The following is a 19,193-nucleotide window of genomic DNA, read 5'->3' on the forward strand; positions in this document are numbered from 1 at the left end:
CCTTATTCATTCACTAACTTTTTTCGTTGTTCCCACGCCTCTTTTTCGGCTTTCGTCAAGAAAATCGGTGTAAGCTCTTTTTTCGGTTTGGCTTTCGTTCGTAATAATTCAAAGCTCGGTTGATGTTCAATCGTTACAACCGGATTCAATTCCGCATTGATTTCATCGACTTTCTCCATCTCACGTTTCAAACGTCCTTTCATACGTGTTCTGCGGGTTTGTTCAATAAACGGAAGTGGGAACGCATCACGCTTGTTGCCGTCTAATTCGGCATAACACACAAAACCACCGTCTTGCTTGCGTACTATCACTTTTGACGGGTCGTGAATATCAAACATCACCTGCACTTTTTGCCCATCCACATCTAACAACTTCGTGTTGAAATAATCATTGTTAAATAACTGTAACCAACCACGTTGTGCGGTGCGTAACACGCTCGGGCGGAATAAATCCCTTGCTTCAACCGGCGTGATGAATACCAAGTCCTCTGCTTTCATTTTCGCCATCAACTGACGGCGTTTGGATGCCGGGGTCATCCCGATTTCACGATGAACGTGTTCGTTGTTATACCAATCAATGCCTTCTTGCACGGCACTCAAAAACGCATTCCAACTCGGCAATTTACCCACCGCCCATTTTTGTTTTGGGGTCAGCTCCGTTACACCTTTGCGTTTGGCTTTATCTAGCGATACCACGGCAGTGCTTACTTGACGCACCGTGTCTCGGTCAGCCCCTGAACCGTGATAAGTATCAAACTGACGTGCAACACGATACAAAATCGTCTGATGTACCCGTTCGATAATCCCACGCCCTTGTGGGTTGCCCGGTATCCCGGTTTGGTGATTAATCCCCAAGCGGGGCAACATCCCGGTAATATCCGCATCCAACATCCAGTTCTTTTCACCTCCCCCGTTATCGGAGTAATAAACCGCCGGTATGCCGTAGCGTTCAATCCCGTGTCGTAGCGCATCTGCCACCGCTAACACGTTTTCGGCTAAACTAGCCGACCACCCTACAATAAAGCGGCAGGCGGTATCCATAATCAACGTGACCTCCGGAATAAAGGGGCGACCGTGAATAGGATGTGCCACTTTCATCTTCATACTGTGTCCATCACCCACCCACACATCATTTACCAATAACACGCTCCAATCGCGTTTTACATAAGTGTTAAGGGCGCGTAATTCAGAGCCGGTTTTACGTCCAATCTCTTTAATATGGCGGGGTAATTTCGCCAACGCCGACCGCACTTGGTCGAGGCTCGGTTTCATTGCAAGACGTAGCGGTTCATCTGCAAATCGCTCATCCCATTGCGCCGAGAAATAGTGATAGGCTTCCGCCACATTAATGCCGTTAGTTTGGCGATATACCGCCAAAAAATCCGGCAACCACCAAATCTCTTCCGCTTTTTTCGCCATTCGCTTCATCGGTGCAAGGGCTTTCAAGCGTGCTTCCGGCGTATCCGCTTTCTCATAATCCAACACCCACTGATTTAAAGTGCGGTCGGAAAGCGTACGATTTTTACCTTTCTTGTTATTGGCAAGCTCCACCAACTTCATCAACTCCGCCGACACCTCGCCGTGTTTAATTTGTTCACATAAAAACTTAACGGCTTTATAACGGGGCTGTGCTTGTTCAAGTTCCAACACTTTCACCACCAACGCCATCCTTGCGTCTGCCGCCTCACGCTGTTTTGCTGTTAAGGTTTTTAACTCAACTTGGCGAAGAGCGAGTGGGGCTCTGGGTTTGGATTTCACGACAGCGGTCGCAAATTTATTGCGGATTTCATCTTGTACCGCCTGTGGCAGGGACGATAGGGCATATTCAACACCACCGCCTTTAACCCCTTTTAATGGTTGAGATTGCCATTTTTCTTTTCTAGCTTGTCTATTTACATTGCTTGGATGTTTAGATAATCCTCCAATGCCAACTAATTCTTTTGCACTAAACCATAATTTCATAACAGCTCATCCTTATTTAATCTAGATATCTGCTAGGCCATATATCTTTTGGTTCTTTTCCTAGCGCATCAGCAATAATTTTTTCACCTTTTGGATAACGTTTATCAAAAGCATTTCTCAATGTTGTTTTTGCTAATCCATGCTGAATCCCTAATTGAGCTAATGAAATCCCTTTTTTAATCAATTCAGCTCTAATGTCTGCTCTATGCATATCATTAGTTCTTCCTTTTTCTTTCATTTTGTGCGATCCTTAAAAACTAGTCGTTTAACTACTTGATTAAGTACTTAATCACCTACGATTTGAAATATATATTAAATCATTTTCTTAATCAATAGGTGATTTAACAATTTTTTACAAAATCTTTTGAGTGATTGCTTAAATCATTGATTTTGTTTAACTTAATCATTTGAATATTTTTATCCCATTTTGATTAAGAAAGGTGCTTTATGAAATCATCTGATAAGGTCTGGTTTACTGCTAAAGAATTAGAGGGGCTAAATGGTCTTCCTTCTCATGCGACAAACATTACAAGGAAAGCTAAAAATGAAAATTGGATAACTAGGGAGGCTAAAGGTGTAAAAGGTGGAGGGTTTGAATATCATATATCAAGTCTACCAAAGCTAACCCAAATGTCTTTAGGATTTAGAGATGGAATACAAGCGATAAAAAGCAATTTACATGATTCAGCCGAAAAACATGCAATAAAAGAAAATGGCTTTGCTGATTTCAATCAAGTTAATCCCGATTATTATGAACCTATTGATGACTTTAGAGACGTTAGAGTTTCTGCTGGGTTGGGTTCTGAAAACGAAGAACAATATGAACCCGCTTACATAATGGTTGAAAGCTCTTGGTTTCAAAGAACTGGGATTAAATCTAAAGACTGTGCAATGTTTACAGTCAAGGGTGAAAGCATGGAACCAACTTTAAGGGATGGTGAAGAGATTATTGTAGATCGCTCAAAACGCCAATTACAAGAGGGTAAAATTTTTGTCCTAAATCACGGTGGTGCAATGTTAGTGAAAAAAGTGCAATTTACCTATGAGGGGATTGAATTGTTAAGTGATAACACCGCATACCGCCCCATAAAAATTACCAATGAAGAAGCCGACAAATTACGTGTTATCGGACAACTTGTGAGAGGATATCGTAATTTTTAACCTTATAGATTTAAAACCAATAAAAAAGGCTGGATAACCCAGCCTACTATTCACAATTTAAAGCTCCTTAAAACGTATTTTAAAAACTGTTTAAAAATCGCCTAAATACCGCCAACTTTTATGCAAATAAAAAACCAATTTCCGCCCATTTTCAACCAATCCCCACCATTTTCATTTTTTGCATAAAATCCCCCACCAAAACCGCCCAAGCCCCACCACACAAGCCTCAAGCCAATTTTTTCGAGCCAAATTTTTTCTTTTTCTCTATGCAAATATTGTCACTACCCCATACTGAGTATCCTGTCGGCTCACATTCTGTGATTTTTTTCTGTATTTAGCAAGATCTGATTCAAACACCCGCCAGACTCTCGATCCTTCCATTTGAAAAAATCCCCACAGTTTTCTTTTGCTGAAAACATATCCATAGCTCATCTTTAATAGCTTGGCTACTTCAGCAATAGTTAGTGTTTGTTCCATATTTTCCTCGTCACTTCAAAATATCCGGCACTTCAACAACTTTTAGCTGTTCCAGTTTCATATTTTTGTATTTTAGATAATGCTGGACGATTTCTAATGCTTGCTCTTCTGTTACTGTTTTATAAGTTTCTTCGACTACACTCCAAATGTATTTACATTCAAGTACGATATATCGTTTGCCGTTTATAATTTGTAATTCTTGTGACATTTTTCCTCCAATAAAAAACCGCCTACATTTCTGTGGGCGGTTATTAAATTAATCTATTGTTTTAGTGTAGTTGCAATAGCTTAGAGGCTTTAGCGATACCTTTTGCTGTTACGAGAACTTGATCGCAAATTTTTTCTGTGCCATCTTCTCTGATTGCAGTGTGGGTTTTATGTTCTAGTAATCCTTGTTGGATTTTTTCCTGATAAGCGATCCAAGTTTTACCGCCTGCCCGTTTATAAATCCACTTTTGAGCAGAAAGCCAAGCGATAAATTGCTTTGGTGGCATTTGTAGCACTTTCGCCGTTTCGGTTAAATTGAGCGATCCCTCTGATTTTGTTATGCGATAGTAGGCGGCGACTGTCGGCTGCATTTCTTCTACTTTATGTTCTAAGGTAATCACTTTTTCTGCATAGTTGCCAAGTAATCCGCGCAAGGCTTGTGGATCATTAAGCATTTGCATTGGATCTACTGGTTGGCGGATTTGATTTTCAAGCTCTTGCCAGCGATCAATAATGCGTTTGCGAAGCTTAACCTTATAGCCTGCAATTAAGGTAATGGTTAAATCTTTAGGCAAATTGTAACAACGATATGTTCTCCCCTTGCTATCTTTGTAATCTGCACAAAATTGTGCAGGTTGAATTTCAAGTCCATTTAGCATATTGTCAATATCACGCAATACACCTCTATGTTCTTTCTCGCAAAGCTCCGCAATCTCACGACTGCTCATTGTCATTTCGTTGTTTTGAGTTAATGTAATTAAGTTTGTCATTTCTTATTCTCCTTGTCGGGTAGAGAGGGCTTGAGGGATTAAAGATTGAATTTCATCGGCAATTTCTTCGGCTAATTCAAGTGAATTAATGATAAAGCGATGAGGTAGATTAAACCCATCGTTGATACTGCAACCATTTTCAGTTAATAACGCAAGAATTGCTCTTAGTTGTTCGGCTGAAATGGTGAGTTTATCGTATGGGGAAATTTGAGAAGAAGTATGAGAATTTGACATTTTTGTACCTTACGTTTTTAGTTAGTAATGACCTTGAGCGGTCGGGCTTCAACTACCAAACGTAAGATCGGCGGAGCTTATTTCCTTTCGGTATTTTATTAGGCTCTCTCGACCCGACCATAACAAATATGATCATTTCTACCTAAAATTTAGGTACAAAAAAACCGCTAATTTGTCGGAGCGGATAACCGACTTACGTTTTGATAGTGCGGTTATCTTAATCCGAAAGGGCGGTGGGTGTCAATGTTATTTCCATAATGAAATCCTCTTTGCTCGGTGATAAGATTATCAGTGACCAAACTTTTAATTTAACACTTCTACAAAGAGGATTTTATGAACAAATTCATCATTGGTTTTTATGGCGCTAGCAATAATGGTAAAACGAGTGCATTAAACCAGCTTATTGATTGTTTTTCTGAAACATTTGAAATGAGTGATTTCAGTGAAGCCAATTCAATAGATCGTGTTGTATGCCTTGACTATAATGGCATTAAGTTAGGTATTGCAGCAGGTGGAGATGATGGAGATACCGTTTCTAAAAATCTTGAAAAACTTATTCAAGAAAAATGTGATGTCATCATTACAGCTTGTCGGACATTTGGTGGAACTCACGATGCGATAAATGAATACAAAGATAGATATGATATACATTATATCACATGCCCATATTTGTATTTTCCAGAAGGTAAGCCAAACACTGAACAGCTAAAACGAGTTGATGTGAGTAACGCGGTGTTTGTTAGAACTTATATAGAACAATTGATTTCTAAATGAGCCCACCGCACTTTAGCGATGTTTATGCTGCTTAGGATTAACCACTGGCAATTCCAAAAGGTTGTTGAGTGGTTTTGCTGTGGGCTGGTGTTGATTTCTGTGTTCCGTTATCCACGTTAATAAGTTGCTAAATTCGTCATAATAACGGGCTTGTTGGGTTGCCTGCCCAATGACAAACGCTCGTTGTTCGCTGTCTAAAAGTAGCCAGTATTTTTTAACTTGTTCAATTGCTCTCAGCCTATTAGGTTTTCTGAGATTAAAATTGTCGTGTATGTATTTACCAAACAATTCAGCAAAAAAAAGAATAAGCAATGCTGATATGGATTTCGTTCATTGATCTGCTCCTAAAATTCGACTCTTCGCTACTTCAATTAACAGTTGATATTCCCGTTTGGTTTTCTCATCGTGTACTTCTGCTGATTTCGCTAAAAACTACTCTGTCGTGCCTGTAAAACATCCTCTTGTAACGATTAACCCGTCTTCACCGTTAAATACCGTAAGCGTACCGTTTTCTGACCCAACATTACTCGCCCAGAAAATCATTTTTCGCTCGGAAACAATGGCGCAAGATCTAACCTCAGCGTCGCCATATACCCGAGCGTCGTCATATACCCAAGCGTTGCCGGATTGATCTAAATTTTTCTCAGCTTCGATATAGCCGCCAAGCTCACCGGCGACTACCGCACCAAAAGAGATTAATGCTTTAATGCGGTATAACGTTCTGCCCAAATATTCTTTGGTATCGTCTTTCAATAGTTCATATTTTTTCATCATTTTTGTTTACCTATAAAAAAGCCCACGGTGAGGTGGGCGTTGTGATAATTAAGGCTTTTCCGAAAGCTCATTTTGCGTGTTTTCTAACTCGGTAAGAAAAGCAATGACTTCAGTTTCAATTTCTATAATTGCTTGTTCATCTCGGGGGATACGTGTGCAGAAGTAACTCAAATGTTCCGGAAGTCTGTCGTCAAAGCTAATAAAATCACACCACGCTCGCCCGGTACACGCCATTTGCCACTGCATTTGCTTGTAGCAGCGGTCGGCGGGCTTTTTCGTTCGGAGCGTGTCAATATGGGTAGCCGTATTAGGGCATTTGATTTCAATTAACCCGTCTTTACCCACTAAACCATCGGGGCTTGCGCCGGCAAAATTAATGGTTGGGTGGTCGATAAAGCTGATTTGTTCAACAATTTCTCCCGTTTCGATTTGGTATCGGTTGCGAGCCTCCCCCTCAAGCTCATTACCTCGTTGCATTGCATCCGATTTATAGCTTTCAACCACTTTTCCGGTCAGTCGCTCACAAAGGAGTTGCATTAAATAGTTTTGGCGAGAGGTGGAATAACCGCTTTTTGTTTTTGCCATTAGGTCGGCAATGCGTGAAGCGGTTACTTTACCTTTGCGCTGCTCAAACCATTCCGGGCTACCTTGCTCAATCATTGGCTTGCCTCCGTATATTGCGCATCTTGCATTGTGCCTTGTTGATATTGCTCGGCAAGCGCTTTAACCCGTGCAAGCTCTGCGGCCCCGATAATTTGACGTTGTTCTTTTGTCAATGCCGTCCAGTGTTTCTGAAAGGCTTCAACACCTTGAGGGGCAATATTTTCAAGGGCAGAAACCAACATTTCATAATCCTGATGTGAACTATCACCACTCGTTGCAGATTTTTGGGTAGGCGGTACGTTTTTTTGATTTTCAGTTTGTTGGTTTTCAGTAATACGCTCTGCTTCGTCCGGTTCGTAAATTCCGGAAAGACTGAACGCAACCCTTGCACATTGAATAGCTGCTTTGTGACGGAGCATACGTTTTGGGTATTTATTCCACGGGTCAGTATTACGCTTACATTCGTCCAAATATTCGGTGACGATAGTGGGGCGTTGGCGATCTTTGCGGTAGATTTTGCAAGTGCAACTTTCGTTATCTTGTTCAAATTCGATACCGTCAAATTGAGGATGTTTATTGATGATGGCGTACCAGCCATCCACGCCAACAATTGGGATAATCCCTCCACCCTTTGCAGGAAAGGCGTAGATTTCATTTGTCCAAGGGTTCAGCTCATATTGATTGGCTACGACCAAAAGGGCTGTCATTTGGTCGGCGGTAACGTTTTGCCCTTTAAATGCAGTTGCCGTTAAGGTTTGGGCAAGGTTTTCACTTGATCCCATTTCAAAACGCTCGGCAAGTTTATGGGTTAAAGTTTGGAGTGCGGTTGTCATTTTTCACCTCAATCAGGATAGTATTCATTTTCTTGGGATTTGAGAAAATCGGTGGCAAGTTTTTCTATTGCCTTATCTCTCAGTTCGTTATAATTCGCATCGCTACCAATAGCGAGCTAAAAGTTATCATCAGTACCCAGTAATTCGGTGAGTTCATCAAAATAATCACTTTCTTTACCGGAATCTTTTAAATCCTTATCGATATTTTCCTTTTGTTCCTCAAGAGCTAAATCCCAAGCAGCAAGGCTGTCTAAGTGTTCTTGATGGGCTGTGGCAAGGTGAGGGTTCATTTTTTCACTCCTAAAGTGAGGTCAATTTCTGCTTGTTTCTGTGCGGTGTAGTGGAGGAGTTCCTGTTCCACTTGTGGGGTTAAATTAGGCGGTAAACAAAGTCCGTTTTCATATACACCGCCTTTCAGTTCACAGCGGGTTTCATGGCTGATTTGTTCGCTGAGCTCGTGATTGTGCCAGTCTGTCGGGTTAGCGTAGGCAGGACGAAAAGCGATTAAAATCATCACAGCCAGTAATGCGCCTACGGCAAGCCAACCGGCAGTACCTTTTAGAAAGTCTGTGAAGCTATTTTTTTCTTGGAAGAAAGCGTTTTTAGCGCGTTTTGGTTTCATTTTGTTTCCTTATTGGATATTGAGCATTTGTTCTTTTGCTGTTTTGCAGCTATCTTTTTTAATTTCAAAACCATAAGAAGGGCGGTTGAGTTCGCGAGCGGCGCGAAGTGTGGAGGCGCTTCCTGCAACCGGATCAATCACAACATCTCCTTCATCAGTAAAGATTTCAATAAGACGCTTTAAGACTGCGACCGGCTTTTGGGTTGGGTGTAGTTTGGGGATTTCTTTTCTGTTATCTTTTTCCCACTGGAACCAGTTTTTGATCATCTTGCCGTTGTTGTTAAATTTAGGCAGTTTGTCACGGTATAAAATCAAGGCATATTCCGTTGCACCGACCACTTTCATATTGGCTTTTAGCACTTGTGGTGATGATGATTTGATAAAAACCGAAGGGATGTGATTTTCAAAACCGTGCTGTTTGGCATAATCAATGACCATTGGGATTTGCTGGAATGCGCAAAACACAATCATACAAGGCGCTTTCCCCCGCTCTTTGGGTTCTTTAATCAGCATTTTTGAGCAAAAGTGCATAAATTCGGCAATGCGAAAATCCTTGTCGGTGTCAAAAAAGCTGCTGTTGGCTTTGTCGCTTTCACCGTTTTTATTATTGCCATCTACATACCATTCAGGGCTTGAGGCATAGGCGTTATTGCCTAGGTTGTAGGGGATGTCAGCAATCACAAGTTGCGCCTTAGGGATGTGGTAGCGTTTGTAATTTTGGAAATGATCGTTAAATAATTCGGTTTTCATTTTGTTTCCTTTTTAGTCGATTTACTGAATTTAGGGTGCAGACAACCGCCACACGATTTTCACAGGGAAAAGTGCGGTCGGTTTTGGTTAAGTTTTAAATTACTTGGTAGTTATTGGATTTTGGGTCGTAATTGTTGAGATGTGTTTTAGCACCCGCCAATTACTCTCATAGTCGTATTGAAAATCAGCCGTGAGGCGTTTCAGGAGCTTGTGAACTTCCCGAATGGTGTGTCTATATTCATAGGCTTGCCCGTAAATTGCACCGGAAAAATTTGAACCGATCGTTTCCATTGCTGGGTAAATCATTCGGCAGGTTTCCGTGCCGCGCAGAGCGATAAACCATATCCACGGTAATAACTGAAGCTCGTGTTCGGTAAATTCAAACGTGAATTTCTTTTCAGGTTCGGGCAAAGCAAGCTGTTTCGGTTGATTTTTACTAATCAAGATTTTTTCGATTTGTTCGTCGCACCAAATAGCAAATTCAACATTTAGCCAACGGGCGAAAGCAACTGCCAATCTGCGGCGTAGCCAAGTGCCTTGTTGAGATAAATCTTTACCACCTTTGATTGTTTTTACGAAGTGGGATTTTCTCACTTCGGCTTTTTCACAAAGAGCATTGATATATTCTTCTGTGCTTGGTAAACGTAACCAGTCAATCGGTTTTTTGTTGAAATGAGCGGCGATTGCAGTTGCATTAAGAAATGCGTCATCTTGGAAGAAAACTTGAGTACCATTGTAATCGGCAGAAATGATATTAGTCATTTTGATCGTCCTTTGAGATAAGCTTTAACACTCACCACCGCAGAGACCAATCATTGGTGGTGAACTGAACGGAATTGGTCTTACCGCTCTCAAAGGTTCACGGCGTCCTTTCGGACTTCCATTCAGCTCACCATAGAGAACTTTTTCAGAAATTTCTGAAAAAGGTTGATTTGCTGTTTTGCAGATATAAAAAAACACGCTTTGAGGCGTGCTATCATCCGCCCTTTGAGATATTTCAGGAGACCAATCCCGACTTCCGTGTGGAAGTGTTTGAATTATAGAGCGGTTATTTTTATTTGTAAACTAGAATTTAAAATCAATTCCTGCTTGTTTTAAAATCCCATTGGCGGTATGTCTATTTTTGATAGTATAAGCCACAGGAAAGGTGTCATTAACTAGGGGACTAAACCAAATTTCGTGGCTGCCTTTTCCTTGTCTATATAAATAGCAACCTTGCTGTTTTAACACTTTGATGAGCCGATCGTAGTAGCCACTTCCCATTTTACATCTCCAAGCGTTGATGTTCTGTGTGACTTTCTGTTTGAATAAACGAAATTCGGATATTATCGCTTTCTTTACCGTACCCTTGTAATTCGTGCATTTCAGGGGCAATTTCCCAAACACGTTCTTGGAGTTCTTCGTAAGTTCTGCCCTCTGTAACAAGGCGTAACTTATCGCAAGTTCCAATCCAAGACGGGACATTGTCTTCAACATCGTACATCACTTCTACAAGATAAGGGGGATTGATACGATCTAATCGATTTTTTACTGACATAAATAAATCCTCTATGGTTCTGCCAAAATATTCACCCGCTTTGGATAAGGCTTTTATGTACCAGTGTGAAAAGGTTCGTACTTGATATGCCGCATTGCGTAAGACATCACTCTCAACATCGGTTAATTCGCTATAAGAGGTAACTAAGTTGCCTACAGCGTGAAAATGAATCACTGCACCAATTTCAGATTGCCCTATAATTCCAGAGGTTATATCGTGTTTATCACCGATGACATTTGGAATACCTTTTCATCTACAAAATAACGATGTGATGTTGGGAAAAAATCATAAAAAATGGTGGTTAAATCTGATTTAGAAAAAAATAATTCGTCATTTTTTAAGATAAATCGTAACGGGAATTGTCCAAATTGTGCTGTGAATATTGATTTCATTCTATTTTCCGCTCAATATAAAAAAAGCCTACATTACTGTAAGCCACTGCGTATTATTCTATTTTTTAATTAACGACTTTCTGTTGAAAGTGGGAGTAGTTTAGAACAAAGGGCGGTGGGTGTCAATATTTCTGCGACTTATTTATCCACGCTCGCCAACGTGGTACACTTGCTTTGCGATCACAAGTAAAAAGGGCGACAAAAAGTGTTGCATAATTTTTTTACTTAATTTGAGGTGACTATGTTTAGTTTTATTTTAAATTGTGTTAAACAAAACCATAATAAGGTGATTAAATTCTTCCAGGGTTTTTTAGCTGTTCTTGTATGTTTAGTTGGGGGGCTTGTTATTTTCAGTGAAATCTACGGTATTCCAGAAACAAAAATACAAGAATGGATTAAAGGCATTAATGTTTTTGTAATCATTATTAGTGTCGCTGTATTACTTATGTTATTTATTTCTTATTTATCCCCCAATGACTATAGCGATGACGAACACGTTATTTCTGGTAAATCAATATTAGATATTGTTGATAATATGGAAGAAGCAATGGAAGAAACAGAAGAAGAAAAATTGCAAACATATGCTGAATATAAAACACAATGGACAACATCTCGAATTCTGAGTGCTATCAAGCAGCAGGAAAAGAAATCTATAATTAACTTGTTATTAGGTATTGTATTTAGCTTAACAGGTGCGCTTGTATTACTTTATCTGGCTCATTCTTTTAATTTTTCACCTAAGGATACGTTAGATTTTATTTCTAATTTCTTACCTAGGTTATCTTTTGTGCTGCTTATCGAAACTTTTGCTTATTTCTTTTTGCGATTATACAAAGATAATTTACAAGAAATAAAATATTGGAATGATGAACTAACAGCTATTGAACATCGTGTATTAGCTTTAAATCTGGCATTAAGAAAAAATGATGAGACTTTATGTCAAGATATTCTTAAAAGTTTTTCAAAATTTGAAAAAATAAATCATCAAATAGATAGTAGGGATAATTTAATCATTTCTCCTGATTATCTAATAAAGATAATTAAATTGATAAAGAAATAGCTATCTTTTAAATGTAAAAATCAATATTAATGCAAAAATGATTGTGATTGTTGAAATAATGATCATTATAATTTTCTCCATAAAAAAGCCAACCTGTTACAGTGGGCGAATAATCTAATAAGGCGTTATTAGTAAACGGTTAGTATTAAATCAGGAAAAGTTACTGTTTCATCAATTAACTCTTTAGCTGTTTTTTCTATACCGATACCCGAATACTCATCTCTTACGATGAATTTCTGATTTAAATCAATCTCACCATACATTTTTTCTTTTAAAATTCTTTCACGATCTTGCTCATCAAAGAATTCGTGAACAATCTCTTCTACTGTATGTCCGGCATATATTTCCGTATCTTCGTCAATCCAAAATACTTTTTGTATTTTTTGAATATCTTTTATTGCATTGTCTATGCAATCAGCTAGGCTTCCATATCGAACTGGGTACGGGGCAAAAGTGCGGTCGTTTTGCAAGTAGAAAGTAAAATATTTTTCTTCACGGTGATCGCACTTTGATGATGAGATGACGCATTAATCGCCTTGGCGAGATAAGTCAAATTAATGGGTGGATAATAATATTTTTGATACATCGCCACCGGCTCAAAGTAATTGAGGATTTCCGCCCGGTCAAGCACCGGAATGGGTTCGCCAAAACTAAAGGCTTCCGCTTTTGGATGAGAAAGTGCGGTCATTTTTTTACGTGATTTTTTCATTTATTTGTCCTATTCAAAAGTAAAAATCGTGGCTTGATTGCCGGCAATATCAGCGCCAAAGCCGTAAGGTACATTTAAAATGCAGTTCATAATCGCCCACGATAAATCGCCGTGGCTTGCTTCTTCCGAACGGTCGGAAACGTAAGTAATTCTGCTCGTGCCGGTGGTGCGTTTTTTCACGGTCATAAAACTGGTGATAATTTCTTTGCCGTCAAATTTCAGGCGGCGTTTCTGAATAAGGTTTTGGGTTTTTAGCACCATTTCGTTTTTTAGCTCTGCGTTATAGTCCAGCCCTTGTGCCATTGGGTAAAATTTTCTTACCTCTTGATACACGCCCGACCCCATTTCCGTTTTATCAATCACAATGCGGGTGACGTTGTAATCATCACAAAATTGCTTAATCCGCCCTGCTTGGGTTTCATAATCCATTCCGTGAAAGGTTTGCCAATGCAGCACCCGATAATCCCCGCCTTCTACTTTTGGCGGGGCGACAAGGGCAAGGCGGCACGGTCGCCGGTAAAGGCAGGATCATAGCCCAACCACACCTCACGATTGCCAAAGGGACGCGCCCAAAATGGCTTGTAATCTTCCCATTCCTCAAGGCTATCCACCTGACATAACTGCAAATCGGCAAATTTAAAGGCGGCACTGTTATCATCGGCAAATTGACATAAAAATAACTGCTCAAATTCTTCCTTGCTATTTTCCGCAATCAAATCATCAATATTAAACAGATTGCACCCACCTTCCATTGCATCGTAAATGCTCACAATTTGTTTCCATTGGCGATCAGCACAGAGCTTGCCGGCACGTAAATTTTCGTGAGAAATATCAATATCAACCTTTTCAGTTTTTGCACGGTTGCGATTAAAGGCTTTGCCGGAAAAGAACGCATAGGCAGGGTGGGCAATGGTTGTGGGCGTAGAAAAATAGGTTTGGCGATACATCTTTTGCGCCGCCATACCGCTTGCCACTTTGCGCATCACATCAAATTTTGGCACCCAAAAGATTTCGTCAAAATACAAATTGCCGTGGTAGGATTGCGCCGTAGCGGAATTCGTCCCCAGAAAAATCAACTCTGCCCCATTTGGCAGTTTGATCGTTTCTCCTTTCAAATCCACATCGGCGGTTTGTTTGGCATAATTGACGATATAAGAGCGAAATTGCAATGCCTGCTTTTTACTGGCGGAAATAAAAATTTGGTTATGACCGGTTGTTAAGGCATCCACAAAGGCTTCGTGGGCAAAATAATAAGTCGCCCCAATCTGACGACTTTTCAAAATATTGCGAATGCGATGTTGCTTGGCTCTATGCCACACCCGTTGATAATCAAACATTCCTTCAAGAAAGCCATTAATCAACAATTCTTCTTGTTCTTGGCTAATTGCATTTGGCTCGGCTTTCTTGCGTTCGCCTTTGTTGCGATTGGCAAGTTTCGGGTTTAAATCCACTTCATTGCCTTCGCCAAAGGAATATTTTTTCACTCGTGCCATACGTTCCATTTGGCGACCGAGTAAATCAATTTCTTTGTAATCTGCCCCGCTCTTATTTTCTTTCAGAATGAGCAAATTCAAACGGCTTTCAAGTGTTAGTTCGACACGCCCGACCGGTGCAAAATCGTCCCATTTTTCGCGCTCTTTCCAACTGGAAATAGTAGAAGTTGGAATGTTAAGTTGGCGCGCAATTTCAGCGATTTTATAACCGCTAAAATACATCACTTGCGCTTGGCGTTTGGTGTCTGCCGTGGTTTCTTGATTATGTTCCAGTTTATCCATATACAAATCTCAATCTGTTAAATTCTAGTTCTTGACATACGCCTATTTCAAGGGTAGGATTTGCTTCAAGGTCTCAAAAGCCTTATGTTCAACGGTAATTCACCCCGTCAGCGTGATTTTTTTGTATCCGCAAAAAAGTGCGGTCAAAAATAAATATTTTTTTTCAATGGTCGGCAGTGCGAAGAATAAAACACCCGCAAGGGAAATAATTCCGCCTGATTGAACACAGGTTTTGAGCTGCCGACCGCCCGAATATCGGGATTTCTCTCAAAAGGAAATGTTCAAATGTCAAATTTAACCATTCTCAACACTTCAATTCATACTCTTGATAATCTTTACTCTTTAAATGATCTCCACGCTATCAGTGGAAACAATTCAAAACACCGCCCAAATCAGTTTATTCGTCTTGAAACTACAAAAGATCTCATTAATGAAATTGAGACTGAAAATTTAAATGCGCCGATCTGCGCAATTAAAACCTTACGAGGTACAACTGGCGGTACATACGCTTGCAAAGAACTCGTTATCGCTTACGCTGCGTGGATCAGCCCTACATTTCACCTTACTGTACTCCGAGCGTTTTTAAATCAAATTGAGCCACAACAAAATCAACTCTTAACACCGGAACCCACGTACACACAATCTTTCTCTCAACAAGAGATACATCAGCTTGTTTGGTTACTCTTCAGCCACGAAAAAATGCGTTTTTTACTTGAACGCCTTTACAAGCCATTAGCCTTGTTGGATTCTTCAATCAGCCCGAATATTTACGGCAATGTCACGGAATACAAACGGATTTATAAAGCCAATAAACCATTCATCAAAAAACTATTGGATAATCTTAAAACAGATAATCCTCAACAATGGCAAGCTCTCGCATAGGTGTGAAAAGTCTTCCAGAATGGGCGCAATGATTGAACTCACTCAAATAGGAAAGACAATGCCGAAAAAATCAAAATGGTTTATCGTTGCAACAGAAGGTGCAACCACAGACGGCCGCACCATCAATCGCGCTTGGATTGAGCAAATGGCGGCAAATTACAACCCGAAAAAATACGGCGCACGGATCAATCTTGAACACATCAAATTCAGTATGCTTTGGAAAGGCGAACCCCATTCAAAATGCTATGGCGATGTTTTGGCATTAAAAACCGAAGAAAACGAAGAAGGCAAATTGCAATTATTGGCACAAATCGACCCAACGGAAGATTTAATCAAACTCAATAAAGACCGCCAAAAAATCTACACGTCCATTGAATGTGATCCGAATTTTGCCGACACCGGCGAGGCTTATTTAGTCGGTTTAGCGGTGACAGACAATCCGGCAAGCCTCGGCACTGAAATGTTGAAATTTTCTGCCGGTGCGGCTGCCAATCCCCTTTCAAACCGCAAAGAAAAACCCGAAAACCTTTTCACCGCAGCGATTGAAACGCAATTAGAGTTTGAAGAAGTAAAAGAAAAAGGTTTATCCATCTTTGCTAAACTCCAAACCTTGTTTGCAAGTAAAGAAAAATCCGATGATGAACGCTTTGCCGATCATCAAGCAGCATTAGAACTGCTTGGCGAACAGGTACAAAAAACGCAAGAAAAATTGACCGCACTTTCAGAAGATTTAGCCAAACGTGAAAGCGAATTTGCCGAATTGAAAGCGGAAAATGAAAAAATCCACAGCAAATTTGCCGAGCTTGAAAAACAACCTGCAACAAATTACACCCCACGCCCGATTGTGGCAGGGGAAAGCCAAAACGCTGACGGTCGTTTTTTCTAAATAAGCGATACCCCCCATTTTAAAATGAACCGAACCACTTACTCATAGGATTTTCTCAATGAAAAAATTTACCCAACAAAAATTTACTCAATACCTTGCAGGCGTTGCGGCAGACAACAACGTAAGCGAAAGTTTTGTCGCAAGCGGCGGTCAAATTACCATTGAGCCGACCATTCAACAAAAATTAGAAAAAGCGGTGCTTGAAAATTCTGATTTCTTAAAACGCATCAATGTTATTACGGTTGAAGAAATGAAAGGGGCGACACTGCGTTTAGGTGTATTAAGCCCGGTAGCAAGCCGCACCGACACCAACAAAAAAGCCCGTGAAACCACCGATATTCACTCGCTTGAAGAAAACATCTACGACTGTGTACAAACTAATTTCGACACCCATTTAAGCTACCCGATTTTAGACGCGTGGGCGAAATTCCCTGATTTTGCGGCGCGCATTGGCAACTTAAAAGCCGAACGCATTGCCCTTGACCGCATTATGATTGGCTTTAACGGCGCAAGTGTTGCCACAACCACCAACCGTGTCAAAAATCCATTATTGGAAGATGTCAATAAAGGTTGGCTAGTCCAAATTGACGAAAAAGCCCCTGCCCGCGTGATGAAAGAAGAAGTCAAAGGCAGCGGCAAAATTGAAGTGGGCGCAGGCAAAACCTACAAAAACCTCGACGCGCTTATTTTTGCGCTTAAAGAAGATTTTATCCCTGCCCAATACCGAGACGACACCAAACTGGTTGCCATTATGGGCAGTGATTTATTGGCGGATAAATACTTCCCGCTAATCAACCAAGAAAAACCAACGGAAATGCTAGCCGGTGATACGGTCATCAGCCAAAAACGGGTGGGCGGCTTACAAGCTGTTTCTGTGCCGTATTTCCCGAAAGGTACGGTGCTTGTTACCTCGCTTGATAACCTGTCTATTTATGTACAGGAAGGCAAAGTGCGCCGCCACATTAAAGACGTGCCGGAACGCAACCGCGTGGAAGATTATTTATCGTCCAACGAAGCCTATGTGGTTGAGAACTACGAAGCCGTGGCAATGGCGAAAAATATCACCATTGTCGAAGCACCGGTCGCACCGACCGAACCGCCAAAAGCAACGGAATAAACCAATGCGCCCAACCAAACGTCATTTTCTGGAAACCTCTGCCGCTTTAGCGAATGCGGCAGAAACCGAAGATTTAAGCCAATTTAGCGAATACGACAAAATGCTCCGTCTGCTTGCCCGTCATAAAAAGGATTTAAAACAAATCCAATCTACGGCACGCAAAGCAGACTTCAAAAAACGCATTTTGCCGGATTATCTGCCGTGGCTTGAGGGCGCGTTATCGACCGGCAGCGGCAAGCAAGATAACGTGCTGATGATGTGGTGTGTTTGGGCGATTGACTGCGGCGAATATCACCTCGCCTTAACCATTGCCAACTATGCGATTTTTCACGATTTACGCCTGCCTGAACCGTTCACCCGAACCTTAGGCACGCTTATCGCCGAAGAATTTGCTGACGCAGCCAAGGCGGCACAAGCGACCAATCAACCCTTTGAAGTCGCCTACTTGGAACAGGCAAACCGCCTGACCGCCGATTGCGATATGCCGGATGAAAGTCGGGCAAGGTTATTGCGGGAACTAGGGTTACTCACCGCCCCGAAAAATCCAACACAAGCTCTTGAATATCTTGAACGCGCACTTGGATTAAATCAAAACATCGGCGTAAAAGGCGAGATTAAAAAATTAAGAAAACAACTTGAGAAAAACGACAGTGAATCTTGATGTTGTTTAAGCCCCGTGTAAATCGCCCGAGCGTGAATGAATTTTTAGGAAAATTTGTACTGTTTGAGCGTAGCGAGTTGACAAATTTTCCGTCAAAAAATGCATTCTAAGCACGGAAAAGCGATTTAGTCGGGGTGTGTTCTTTGGTTCTTTCTTGCACAAGCAAGAAAGAACGTAACCAAGCAAACCACGCAGCCGCGGGGCGGAGAAAGTGCGGTTAAATTTTTCTCCTTTTTTGACCGCACTGATTCTCCCCACCCCGCTCTTTTTTTAAAGGTCAACATAATGTCAGACGGTGCAATTTCTATCAAACTCGCCCCCAATTATGAAATGGGGGCAGTACAACAGCGGCTCGAAACCCCTTCCGGTGTAAATGATGATCTCATTATCAATGAGGCATTTTTCCCCGATTTATCCCTTGCACAATGTCGTAATCAAATGCGCATTGACGGCACCGTAACAGAAACCCGTTTACTTGACGCGCTGATTGAAGCCGTTGCCTCGGTGAACGAAGAACTGGCGGCGTTTAAACAAGAAAACGCCGAACACGGCACACTGGCACAGATTCCGGCACAACGTATCAACAATGAAAGCATTTTGGTGCAACGTTATCGCCGTGCCGTCCTTTGCCTTGCAGCAGCCAATTTGAACGAACGCTACGCCGCCTACGACAACACCAATGACGGCGAAAAGAAAATGGAACTGCTCAAAGACAGCATCGACCAACTGCGCCGTGACGCTCGTTTTGCCATTAGCGATTTGTTAAAAATCCGCCGAATTGATGTGGAGCTGATTTAATGAAAGTGCGCGCCCAACAAAATGACAATCTTGATGCCATCGTTTATCGCCATTTCGGCAAAAGCCAAGGCTTGCTCGAAATTGCCTGCGAATTAAATCCGCACTTAATGCACTTGGCCGTCATTCCTATTGGAACAGAAGTCAACCTGCCTGATCCGGACACCGAAAAAATTAACGTGGCGCAAGATACCTTACAACTTTGGAGCTGAT

27 protein-coding genes and 3 pseudogenes are annotated in these 19,193 nt (G+C 41.2%); 9 read left to right on the forward strand and 21 right to left on the reverse strand.

The genetic code is table 11. The annotated features are described in order from the left end of the window. Positions 1 to 2: 2 nt before the first annotated feature. A complete protein-coding gene (locus BKL49_RS04470; RefSeq protein WP_077423418.1) occupies positions 3 to 1,961 on the reverse strand; it encodes a Mu transposase C-terminal domain-containing protein in 1,959 nt (652 codons plus the stop codon). Between the two features lie 16 nt (positions 1,962 to 1,977). Beyond that, the gene (locus tag BKL49_RS04475; RefSeq protein WP_077423419.1) at positions 1,978 to 2,199 is read right to left on the reverse strand and encodes a helix-turn-helix domain-containing protein; all 222 of its coding nucleotides are present in this window, start codon (positions 2,197 to 2,199) and stop codon (positions 1,978 to 1,980) included. Between the two features lie 209 nt (positions 2,200 to 2,408). Here BKL49_RS04475 and BKL49_RS04480 point away from each other — a divergent pair, with 209 nt between their 5' ends. Beyond that, the gene (locus tag BKL49_RS04480; protein WP_077423420.1) at positions 2,409 to 3,122 is read left to right on the forward strand and encodes a helix-turn-helix domain-containing protein; all 714 of its coding nucleotides are present in this window, start codon (positions 2,409 to 2,411) and stop codon (positions 3,120 to 3,122) included. Positions 3,123 to 3,223: 101 nt separating this feature from the next. Here the strand turns inward: BKL49_RS04480 and BKL49_RS12300 are convergent, their stop codons facing one another. The 5 genes from BKL49_RS12300 to BKL49_RS04500 all read right to left on the reverse strand — a co-directional run bounded on the left by BKL49_RS12300 (position 3,224) and on the right by BKL49_RS04500 (position 4,810). Continuing rightward, complete coding sequence (locus BKL49_RS12300) at positions 3,224 to 3,394, reverse strand: hypothetical protein (RefSeq protein ID WP_158074781.1); 171 nt, start codon at positions 3,392 to 3,394, stop codon at positions 3,224 to 3,226. Then, positions 3,387 to 3,599 carry a hypothetical protein gene (locus BKL49_RS04485; protein WP_077423421.1) on the reverse strand — a complete coding sequence of 71 codons (213 nt, stop codon included), beginning with the start codon at positions 3,597 to 3,599 and terminating at the stop codon, positions 3,387 to 3,389. Before BKL49_RS04485 ends, BKL49_RS12300 begins: the two co-directional genes overlap by 8 nt. A gap of 10 nt (positions 3,600 to 3,609) precedes the next feature. Beyond that, positions 3,610 to 3,807, reverse strand: coding sequence for a hypothetical protein (locus BKL49_RS04490; RefSeq protein ID WP_077423422.1), 198 nt, complete (start codon positions 3,805 to 3,807; stop codon positions 3,610 to 3,612). A gap of 61 nt (positions 3,808 to 3,868) precedes the next feature. Beyond that, positions 3,869 to 4,576: a phage antirepressor KilAC domain-containing protein gene (locus BKL49_RS04495; RefSeq protein WP_077423423.1), complete on the reverse strand. Its 708-nt coding sequence runs from the start codon at positions 4,574 to 4,576 to the stop codon at positions 3,869 to 3,871. A 3-nt stretch (positions 4,577 to 4,579) separates the two neighbouring features. Further along, positions 4,580 to 4,810 (reverse strand): hypothetical protein, encoded by a 231-nt coding sequence (locus tag BKL49_RS04500; RefSeq protein ID WP_077423424.1) that lies wholly within the window; start codon positions 4,808 to 4,810, stop codon positions 4,580 to 4,582. A 333-nt stretch (positions 4,811 to 5,143) separates the two neighbouring features. Between BKL49_RS04500 and BKL49_RS04505 the strand changes: the two genes are divergently transcribed. After that, complete coding sequence (locus tag BKL49_RS04505; protein WP_077423425.1) at positions 5,144 to 5,584, forward strand: hypothetical protein; 441 nt, start codon at positions 5,144 to 5,146, stop codon at positions 5,582 to 5,584. 12 nt (positions 5,585 to 5,596) lie between these two features. On the opposite strand, the gene BKL49_RS04510 is transcribed toward BKL49_RS04505, so the two are convergent. From BKL49_RS04510 to BKL49_RS04555, 11 genes and pseudogenes are all read right to left on the reverse strand, one after another. Next, on the reverse strand, positions 5,597 to 5,896 hold the full coding sequence (locus BKL49_RS04510; RefSeq protein WP_077423426.1) for a hypothetical protein: 300 nt from the start codon (positions 5,894 to 5,896) through the stop codon (positions 5,597 to 5,599). Between the two features lie 18 nt (positions 5,897 to 5,914). Continuing rightward, positions 5,915 to 6,358, reverse strand: a pseudogene (locus BKL49_RS04515) (hypothetical protein). A 48-nt stretch (positions 6,359 to 6,406) separates the two neighbouring features. Beyond that, a complete protein-coding gene (locus BKL49_RS04520; RefSeq protein ID WP_077423427.1) occupies positions 6,407 to 7,018 on the reverse strand; it encodes a lambda exonuclease family protein in 612 nt (203 codons plus the stop codon). Beyond that, positions 7,015 to 7,794, reverse strand: coding sequence for a phage recombination protein Bet (gene bet / locus BKL49_RS04525; RefSeq protein WP_077423428.1), 780 nt, complete (start codon positions 7,792 to 7,794; stop codon positions 7,015 to 7,017). Before bet ends, BKL49_RS04520 begins: the two co-directional genes overlap by 4 nt. 116 nt (positions 7,795 to 7,910) lie before the next feature. Continuing rightward, positions 7,911 to 8,084, reverse strand: a complete 174-nt coding sequence (locus BKL49_RS12305) for a hypothetical protein (RefSeq protein WP_158074782.1) — start codon at positions 8,082 to 8,084, stop codon at positions 7,911 to 7,913. Next, a complete protein-coding gene (locus tag BKL49_RS04530) occupies positions 8,081 to 8,416 on the reverse strand; it encodes a hypothetical protein (protein WP_077423429.1) in 336 nt (111 codons plus the stop codon). Before BKL49_RS04530 ends, BKL49_RS12305 begins: the two co-directional genes overlap by 4 nt. Positions 8,417 to 8,425: 9 nt before the next feature. Next, complete coding sequence (locus tag BKL49_RS04535) at positions 8,426 to 9,166, reverse strand: DNA-methyltransferase (RefSeq protein WP_077423430.1); 741 nt, start codon at positions 9,164 to 9,166, stop codon at positions 8,426 to 8,428. A gap of 99 nt (positions 9,167 to 9,265) precedes the next feature. Further along, positions 9,266 to 9,928 (reverse strand): P22AR C-terminal domain-containing protein, encoded by a 663-nt coding sequence (locus tag BKL49_RS04540; RefSeq protein WP_077423431.1) that lies wholly within the window; start codon positions 9,926 to 9,928, stop codon positions 9,266 to 9,268. 303 nt (positions 9,929 to 10,231) lie between these two features. Further along, positions 10,232 to 10,429, reverse strand: a complete 198-nt coding sequence (locus BKL49_RS04545; protein WP_077423432.1) for a type II toxin-antitoxin system HicA family toxin — start codon at positions 10,427 to 10,429, stop codon at positions 10,232 to 10,234. 1 nt (position 10,430) lies between these two features. Further along, complete coding sequence (locus BKL49_RS12475) at positions 10,431 to 10,877, reverse strand: DUF1902 domain-containing protein (protein ID WP_208607798.1); 447 nt, start codon at positions 10,875 to 10,877, stop codon at positions 10,431 to 10,433. A gap of 35 nt (positions 10,878 to 10,912) precedes the next feature. Next, positions 10,913 to 11,095, reverse strand: coding sequence for a hypothetical protein (locus tag BKL49_RS04555; protein WP_077423434.1), 183 nt, complete (start codon positions 11,093 to 11,095; stop codon positions 10,913 to 10,915). 241 nt (positions 11,096 to 11,336) lie between these two features. Here BKL49_RS04555 and BKL49_RS04560 point away from each other — a divergent pair, with 241 nt between their 5' ends. Beyond that, positions 11,337 to 12,155, forward strand: coding sequence for a hypothetical protein (locus BKL49_RS04560; RefSeq protein WP_077423435.1), 819 nt, complete (start codon positions 11,337 to 11,339; stop codon positions 12,153 to 12,155). Between the two features lie 128 nt (positions 12,156 to 12,283). On the opposite strand, the gene BKL49_RS12140 is transcribed toward BKL49_RS04560, so the two are convergent. The 3 genes and pseudogenes from BKL49_RS12140 to BKL49_RS04570 form a co-directional block, all read right to left on the reverse strand. After that, positions 12,284 to 12,625, reverse strand: a complete 342-nt coding sequence (locus BKL49_RS12140) for a hypothetical protein (protein ID WP_143530807.1) — start codon at positions 12,623 to 12,625, stop codon at positions 12,284 to 12,286. Further along, positions 12,586 to 12,864 (reverse strand): annotated as a pseudogene (locus BKL49_RS04565) (phage portal protein); the annotation flags it as partial. The gene BKL49_RS12140 and the pseudogene BKL49_RS04565, both read right to left, overlap by 40 nt. Before the next feature lie 9 nt (positions 12,865 to 12,873). Further along, a pseudogene (locus BKL49_RS04570) lies at positions 12,874 to 14,639 on the reverse strand (terminase large subunit domain-containing protein). Positions 14,640 to 14,924: 285 nt separating this feature from the next. On the opposite strand from BKL49_RS04570, the gene BKL49_RS04575 reads away from it, so the two are divergent. The 6 genes from BKL49_RS04575 (at position 14,925) to BKL49_RS04600 (ending at position 19,192) form a co-directional block, all read left to right on the forward strand. Beyond that, positions 14,925 to 15,521: a KilA-N domain-containing protein gene (locus BKL49_RS04575; RefSeq protein ID WP_077423436.1), complete on the forward strand. Its 597-nt coding sequence runs from the start codon at positions 14,925 to 14,927 to the stop codon at positions 15,519 to 15,521. 58 nt (positions 15,522 to 15,579) lie between these two features. Continuing rightward, positions 15,580 to 16,407 (forward strand): GPO family capsid scaffolding protein, encoded by an 828-nt coding sequence (locus BKL49_RS04580; protein WP_077423437.1) that lies wholly within the window; start codon positions 15,580 to 15,582, stop codon positions 16,405 to 16,407. A 58-nt stretch (positions 16,408 to 16,465) separates the two neighbouring features. Further along, a complete protein-coding gene (locus tag BKL49_RS04585; RefSeq protein WP_077423438.1) occupies positions 16,466 to 17,524 on the forward strand; it encodes a phage major capsid protein, P2 family in 1,059 nt (352 codons plus the stop codon). A 4-nt stretch (positions 17,525 to 17,528) separates the two neighbouring features. Continuing rightward, entirely contained in the window at positions 17,529 to 18,185 is a 657-nt protein-coding gene (gpM, locus tag BKL49_RS04590; protein WP_077423439.1) for a phage terminase small subunit, read from the forward strand. A gap of 285 nt (positions 18,186 to 18,470) precedes the next feature. Continuing rightward, entirely contained in the window at positions 18,471 to 18,983 is a 513-nt protein-coding gene (locus BKL49_RS04595; RefSeq protein ID WP_077423440.1) for a head completion/stabilization protein, read from the forward strand. Continuing rightward, the gene (locus BKL49_RS04600) at positions 18,983 to 19,192 is read left to right on the forward strand and encodes a tail protein X (protein WP_077423441.1); all 210 of its coding nucleotides are present in this window, start codon (positions 18,983 to 18,985) and stop codon (positions 19,190 to 19,192) included. Before BKL49_RS04595 ends, BKL49_RS04600 begins: the two co-directional genes overlap by 1 nt. Position 19,193: the final 1 nt, after the last annotated feature.

The organism is Rodentibacter myodis, assembly GCF_001999305.1.
GTDB classification, from domain to species: Bacteria; Pseudomonadota; Gammaproteobacteria; order Enterobacterales; family Pasteurellaceae; genus Rodentibacter; species Rodentibacter myodis.